Genomic DNA, 6,535 nt, shown 5'->3' with positions numbered 1-6,535 from the left:
CCTTGCCGAACTCGGTATTAAGGGGCGTGTGCGCTATTACGGCTGTCCGGCGGAAGAAGGCGGTGCCGCCAAGACGTTCATGGTCCGGGAAGGCTTGTTCGATGACGTGGACGCGGCAATTTCCTGGCATCCGGCCACGTTTACCGCAGTTAACGAAGCCCGGTCGTTGGCCAACACCCGAATAGATTTCACGTTTCACGGACGTGCCGCCCACGCAGCCGGAGCACCGGAACTTGGCCGAAGTGCATTGGATGCCATAGAGCTTATGAATGTCGGTATCAACTATATGCGCGAGCACATGCCTGACGACGCGCGCGTGCACTACGCTTATCTGGATGCTGGCGGCATCGCACCCAACGTCGTTCAGGCCAAGGCGACTGTCCGGCAACTCATTCGCGCGCGCAATTTAAAGGAGTTGCACGGCTTGATCGAGCGCGTGCACAAGATCGCGGAAGGGGCTGCCCTGATGTCGGAAACGCGGGTCGAGACGCGTGTTGTCAGCGGTGTTTCCAATCTGATTGGCAATCGCCCGATGGAAGAAACCATGCAGCGCCATTTGGACCGCCTGGGTGCTCCGGACTTTGACGAAGCCGATCGGGAGTTTGCCAACAAGATCCGGGCAACGCTTAGCGAAGACAATATCACCGTGTCGTTCCGGCGTATCGGCATGGAAGTGGATCCTGATCTAGTCTTGTGTGATTTCGTGGCGCCACTCGACCGCAAGAGCGACGGCGGCGAGGGATCCACCGATGTCGGTGATGTCAGCTGGGCAGTTCCCACCGTCCAGGTGCGTGTTGCGACCTGCGCTGTTGGAACGCCTTTCCACACATGGCAGCTGACCGCCCAAGGTAAAATGCCTGCGGCGCACAAAGGCATGACACACGCTGCCAAGATTATCGCAGGGACCGCGATTGATCTGTTCGAAGATGAAAGCTTGCTTCAAAGTGCGATCGAGGCCCACCGTGTCAAGCTGGAAAAAGATCCTTATGCCTGTCCGATTCCGGACGGCGTCGCTCCACCGCTTAAAGCAATGAGCAACCAGTAGAAAACAAGATCTTCTTCTGTGACAGCTTGGTTCCAAAAGATGCTACAGGATCTGGTCAGTTACCCTCCCTAATTGCCGGATTACCCGGCCTGACAGATTGATGCTGGTTACCGGCAAGGGGGACAGAACCCGTACCGGGCAAGCCACGCCAATGTCACCATGTTTCGAAGCAACAAACACAACTTGAAACGCTAAATCTTCAGACGGACCCAATGGCGACGGCTCCTTCCCCAGTCAATAAATTATTGTAAAAACGAGATAAAATTCCTCGAAATCCTGACGGTCTTTGGGATCACACTTGTCTTGTCCGTCGGCTTGGCCCTTAGAGAGATCAAGAACACAGACCTCATGCACTTCTCCAATAGGGCAAGTACGACCTCGATCCGGATTGTGCGGCTCTGACGTATGGCCCCAACCTGCGCATTGCGCTGAAAGGGAAGCTGCCGGATGCCTGGTCCGCGCGCCTAATTCACTTTTGAAGCCGTTGCCGCCGGTTGCCCCGAGGCGACAGCGTGCGCCATGGCACGCATCCGGTCGTCTGCATGCCTGAAGAACATCGTGTAGCTTTCGCAGAAGTAATTGTGGCCGGTTTCGCCGTCCCTGTTGGTCGCAAACCGGTGCTTGGGGCAGCCGCCGTTGCAGGCAAAGCGGTACTGGCAGCGTCGGCACTGTGCGGTCAGTCCGCTGAGTTTGTCCTGGCCGAACGCCCGTTGCCGGTCGGTCCAAAGCATCTCTCTTAAGGGCGTTTCGCTAATGCGGCCCAAACGGTACTGCGGATAAACATAGTGATCGCAGGAATAGAGGCTGCCGTCATGTTCGAGCGCAAGGCCATTGCCACAGGTCTCTGCAAAGACGCACAGGGAGGAAGGCCCTCCCATCCAAAGGCCGAGCTGGACATCAAAGAACTGAACAAACACCTTGCCGATGTCCTTCCGGAACCAGGTATCGAAGACATCACACAGGAATTTGCCGTAGACGCGGGGGGTGACACTCCACTCGGTGACCGAATTGCCCGGGTCCATGTCCACCTGCGGCGCGCCTGCCAGCCCATCCGTACCGCTGCGTTCCACAATCGGGATGAACTGAATGAATTCAAACCCGGCACCTTTTAAGAACTTGTAGACCTCCTTGCCTTTCACACCGTTGGCGCGATGCACGGTACAAAGTGCGTTGTGATCGACCTCGTGGCGCTGCAAAACCTCAAGCCCGCGCATCACCGCATCAAATGTCGCCCGTCCTGCCCGGTCGACACGGTAGTGGTCGTGAATTTTTCTGGGGCCGTCGATGCTGATCCCGACCAGAAAGCTGTTTTCGTGAAAGAAGGCGCCCCATTCATCGTCAAGGAGCATGCCGTTGGTTTGTATGGCATTGGATATTTTCACGCCCTTGGGCGCGTATTTTTCCTGCAACCGGACAATATTCTTGAAGTACGCAACACCCAGCAGCGTGGGTTCTCCTCCCTGCCAGGCAAAGGAAACTTCGGCCATGCCGGCTTCCAACGAGGTTACGATGACCTGCCGGATATAGCTGTCCAGAACCTCATCGGACATCCGGAATTTCTTTTCATCCGGAAACAGCTTTTCCTTCTCAACGTAGTAGCAGTACCTGCAATCAATATTGCAGCGCGGCCCAATGGGCTTGGTCATGATGGAGAAGGGAGAAGGTTCGATCATGGCAGTTGCTTGCTCCGATTAGAACCGTCGACAGACGTCGTCAAAGACCTTTGGCTGCCGCACTTTTCAATGCCGGGTAGCGCCTGTTTTTGCGCATACTTGAGAAAACACGCGCGCCGCAGACCCGGCAACAGTCATCAGACACCTTTGCCATACCCGCGCCATTCTGGCCACTCAATGAAATTCGACGGACCCTCAGTTTCCCCATTCAAGTCGTGCATCTGTGACTTCGGATCTAGCATTTTTAAGCACGCTCGAACCTGTCAAAATCCGTTGCAACCTCGACATCGGACGCCGTTCAACCACCTCGTCGCCATCGAAGATGGTGAACCCGTCGTCCTCATCGGCATCTTGATCCAGCTGTAAGATCCGACACTCATGCTCGGAAGCGGCTAGAAGAAGTTCGCAGAACTTTCTCGAAAAACCTTCGTGCAACCGCTCTTCGATCCAGCCCCTTTGCCATGCATCCGGATCGTCGCCCCAAGGCCAAGCCCAGACCATGTGGATGACGATAGTATGTTCCGTCGCATGAACCCGGAAAGGCGTTTCTTCGCCATGGAACAAGCTACGCGCCATGTGCTGAAGGAGATGATAGTCACTCATTCGGATATGGCAGAACGAAGTGTCGAACATAGAAACAACGGGCACGAGAATTTCCTGAGCTTGATGTTTGGATTTAAAGAGTGCTGAAGTCACCCTTGGCCCTATTCATCGAGCTGATCCAAGCGATTGAGGGGCTTCAGAACCGCAACTTCGCTTCCTTCAAAAAGGCAGAGGTCGCGACAAACACCGCCGTCTGAAGCGAGCCTGAGCTCATCAGCCCCAAGATCAAGGGCGAAAAGCAGGACCTCGCAGAACGCGCGTGAATACCCCTCTCCCAACCGTCGCCGGATCTGGTCTTCTGGAGTGACCCAATGCCAATCGACGGAAATGACGAGTGAAGTCTTTTTCACGCTCACGGGAAACGCCATGCCAAAGACTGCTTCTTCCAACAAAAGCTCCAGGTCGGTCGATGGAACATGTAGCGTCGACAGGCTCAATTGCCGCCGTGTAGAGCCCCCCTCCGCTTCTGCGACAACGAGGTCTTGTGCGCTGACGCCGAGATTCCGGCCGTCACCATGTGACATAGAGTAATGGGGGGATGAAGGCGAAAATGGCAGAAAACTGCTGATGTCCGGTCGGCCCTGTCGGTTGTTCGGTCCTCGTGTCAGCACTTCGCCGGTTTCATACCGGTCGACAAGGTCATCGAACGCCGTGCGACTGGCGATCGGATCAAAGCCAAGGCCAACGAGCTTTTCGACAATCTGCGCAGTCAGTACTGCAAAATGACGTCTGGCTTCCGGGCTCTTGCCAGTTGTTACGATGTGATGAAACGAGGCTACGGCAATGTCTTCCGTGGACGGCCTGCGCCTGTCCTTTTGGCGAGTGCGATACGCTCTTTGACGTGCAGCCGCGCAAGCTCGCCGCTGCTTCGTCGCACGGTTCAATTTCCTCATAGGGGTATCCTGGATTATTACTACCGGACGGTTTTGGTCGGCACACGCGTTTACTCGAACGCGCGCGCTCTATGCTGAGCCGCTCTCAAGCCGGAACTCGAGATCATCAACAATCTGATCGATATGGGCCAGCCGTTCTTCGGCGGCTCAGAACTCGGCAATCCGGCGTTGATTGATCAATTCCGAAGCTGCTAACTCCATCTGCCTTCTCCTGAATGAGCTGGTTTTTGCCAAGAACGATATGTTCGTTCTCATTCAGGATTGAGCCACGATCTCATCGGCGCAATGGAGAAAACGATATTTTTTCCAGTGGCTTACCAATTCTGTTGACGGGCACTGATAGCAACCGAGCTATTTGAGTGATCTTTTTTGGAAGTATTTGCCGGCGGGGATGAGATTGGGCGTCTTCAGGCTTTTATCGCTCTCAAACCTTGTCCTTTGCGGCGCCTAACTGTCGGCATTTGCGGTTCCGGTCTTTGGCGCGACGAAACTCTCCCTTCCCCGCGACGCCGTTATCAGATGAAACGCGATCGCCGAACTTTGAAACAAATGTCCAGTTCACGCGGTGACGTCTTGAATTGCATTGTTAGTGACCTGAATCGAAAGAGCGTAATTTAAAACAATTTGATAAGCGTTGCGGGTGACCCGTACACAATCGGAACAGGTCGCGGGCAACTGCCTCAGACTGGCGCCAACGCACTACGCGGAGAGATTCACTCTTTTCAGAGACCGCTTGGGAGCTCTGGATCGTTGGCGCCACCAAAAAAAAATTTCCGTATCGACCCACCGGGTGACTAAAAGCGCCAGCTCGAGGTCAAGGATTCGCGCAAGGATTCATCTTCATTCGGTAGCCGTCTCATCCTGAATTCTTGCCGTGAATGGGACGTCGTCTCGCATGCCTTGGAAACGCTTCGGTTTTCTCAAAAATACAACCTGAAAACGAATCCTTGAGGCGAATGCATGGGCACCTGGCACGCAAGGATTCGACCCGGCCCACTGGCAACTCCACGCAAGGATTCACCCCTTATCTTCTTGTAATATAATGACTTTCTGATTTATCGGTTTGTTAACTAAATTCACTTTCTCCTGATTGTGCACGGCGGCACTCTGAAATATTTGAGGAAAAATCAGCAACCAAAGATTGCTTGCATCATACAAAGGAGAAAATCCGTGACGAACGAAAATGTGCAGTTTGATGTCGAAATGCTGGACGGTGACGCCAAGGCTCGTATTGAGGCAATCAGCAAGAATATTCTCGGACTTGGAAAGAAGGATACCGAAGCAACCTTCGAGCTCGGCGCCTTGATTGATGAAGCGTCCACGGTAATCGGCGACGACAGGCTGTGCGACAGCTGGCTGGTGGCCCATCTCGGGTTCACCGGTCGTCACGCCCGCAATATCAGGGCGGTGCATCGGAACCTTGCAGGGCTTAAGGCGAAATGCATTCGCCTCGCGGTTTCGCCGACCAATCTTTACAAGCTCGCGCACGCGGAACCAGACGGCATTGAAGCAGTGCTGCGAATATATGAAAGCGGCCAACGGCCTCAGGTCCGAGAAGTCAGTGCCATCTTGAAAGGCCCTGGTGACACTGACGATACGGATCTGCCCATCGAAGACAGACCAACGCTCACTGGCCTCGCAAAATACGGCGCCCAGGAGCAGCGATCTCGGATCACCCGCATGAGGGAACTGCTCAGCTACATCATCGCTCATATCATCGAGGCGTATGAACCAGAACTGCGCGGCCGCGCCGTGGTCAAGAGCCACCTTCGGGAAAAGATCCGTTTGCAATCAGAAGAGGCGCACGATTTGCTCAGGATCATGATCGGGCTTCTTCGCCGTGATGATCATTGGGCGTCTGCGATCGGGCACCTTGGCCTTGTAGATCCGGAGAACGACGGAGGCTGTGCAAGACTGCTCAAGTTGCTCAACCAGCTCCAGTATATCGAGAATGTGTCGTCAAAGACCTTGCCAGCCTTTCTCAAGGACAGTGCAATCCCGCAATTGCAATGGTCGCTCGGTCTCAAAGACAAGGAGATTGCTGCCTTGTTCGAAAAGGCCGCAGAAAAGAATGCGCCCAAAACCGCGAAAAAGGCTGCCAAGAAAGCACAGGCGAAGAACGAGCCAGAAAGGGCCGAGACGCCTTCTGAGGGCCCCCCTTCGCTAGAGGACAAAAAAACCGAGAAGCCAAAGCACAAATTCGAGCGTCCGGATTTTTTGAACAAGGCAGCCGAAAAGGCTGCCTGATCCCTTTCGCTGTTGGGGCAATCACCCAGAACCTGTCAGCCGTCATCAATGCCGACAAGACAGATGATGATGGC

The 6,535-nt window shown here is 54.5% G+C and carries 5 protein-coding genes; 2 read left to right on the top strand and 3 right to left on the bottom strand.

Going from position 1 to position 6,535, the window contains the following annotated elements:
• Positions 1–1,045: amidohydrolase (locus K5905_RS24325; protein ID WP_297588854.1), on the top strand; the 1,045-nt coding region annotated here is incomplete at its 5' end.
• A 464-nt stretch (positions 1,046–1,509) separates the two neighbouring features.
• On the opposite strand, the gene K5905_RS24320 is transcribed toward K5905_RS24325, so the two are convergent.
• The 3 genes from K5905_RS24320 to K5905_RS24310 all read right to left on the bottom strand — a co-directional run bounded on the left by K5905_RS24320 (position 1,510) and on the right by K5905_RS24310 (position 4,214).
• On the bottom strand, positions 1,510–2,718 hold the full coding sequence (locus K5905_RS24320) for an anaerobic sulfatase maturase (protein WP_297588852.1): 1,209 nt from the start codon (positions 2,716–2,718) through the stop codon (positions 1,510–1,512).
• 195 nt (positions 2,719–2,913) lie between these two features.
• On the bottom strand, positions 2,914–3,366 hold the full coding sequence (locus tag K5905_RS24315) for a hypothetical protein (protein WP_297588851.1): 453 nt from the start codon (positions 3,364–3,366) through the stop codon (positions 2,914–2,916).
• A gap of 56 nt (positions 3,367–3,422) precedes the next feature.
• Positions 3,423–4,214, bottom strand: a complete 792-nt coding sequence (locus tag K5905_RS24310) for a hypothetical protein (RefSeq protein ID WP_297588849.1) — start codon at positions 4,212–4,214, stop codon at positions 3,423–3,425.
• A 1,170-nt stretch (positions 4,215–5,384) separates the two neighbouring features.
• On the opposite strand from K5905_RS24310, the gene K5905_RS24305 reads away from it, so the two are divergent.
• Positions 5,385–6,461 (top strand): hypothetical protein, encoded by a 1,077-nt coding sequence (locus K5905_RS24305; protein WP_297588847.1) that lies wholly within the window; start codon positions 5,385–5,387, stop codon positions 6,459–6,461.
• The last annotated feature ends 74 nt before the right edge of the window (positions 6,462–6,535 follow it).

The sequence above is a fragment of the Roseibium sp. genome, assembly GCF_025698965.1.
Classification (GTDB): Bacteria; Pseudomonadota; Alphaproteobacteria; order Rhizobiales; family Stappiaceae; genus Roseibium.
This window is presented reverse-complemented; position numbering and strand designations above follow the sequence as displayed.